This is a genomic window from Allobosea sp. 05T433, from assembly GCF_056396065.1.
In genome coordinates this window covers 1-510 of sequence record NZ_JBFTKS010000123.1, presented here as the reverse complement: position 1 = coordinate 510, position 510 = coordinate 1, and the positions used below count along the sequence as shown (strand labels likewise).

General features: G+C 58.2%; 1 protein-coding gene and 1 pseudogene. One reads left to right on the top strand and one right to left on the bottom strand.

Features of this window, described 5'->3' with window-relative positions:
• Positions 1–211, top strand: a 211-nt coding sequence (locus tag AC1DGP_RS35310; RefSeq protein ID WP_476833305.1) for a hypothetical protein, incomplete at its 5' end; no start/stop codon positions are given.
• A gap of 150 nt (positions 212–361) precedes the next feature.
• Here the strand turns inward: AC1DGP_RS35310 and AC1DGP_RS35305 are convergent.
• A pseudogene (locus AC1DGP_RS35305) lies at positions 362–510 on the bottom strand (IS630 family transposase); the annotation flags it as partial.

The following is a 510-nucleotide window of genomic DNA, read 5'->3' as shown; positions in this document are numbered from 1 at the left end:
TCAAATCCATCCACGACAATCATCAGGAACGACCCAGGCAAATCACCTCGCACCTGCCGGCTTCAAATCGGAACAGGGTGCCGGAATGAAATCGGAACAGGGTGCCGAATTCATATCGGAATTGCCCGCCGAATTCGTCGGAATCCGCAATAAGGCGCTGGTCGAGGTTCCGCACGACGGTCGCGGCTGCGACGCGGCCATTCAGGGCTAGCTGGCAATGCCCAACCGATCAATGGCGCTCGACCAGGTCGGATCAACCTTAGCCAGGCCACATCACGTGGCCGTGGGTGTAGTCAGCGTGACTTGCTGTATTCCTGCCAAGCAACCAGAAATTCGCTCTCGAGCTCTTGATTGAATGTGGCTAGTGGATGGAATCTAACGCTTGGTGCCCACGCCTGACGGCAGCGATGATTTTGTCGGGGTCAGCGGTCCAGGAGAAGGGCTTGGGATCGGCGTTGGTCTCGGCCAGGAAGCGATTGATGGCGGCCTGGAGGTCGACGATCGAGCGGA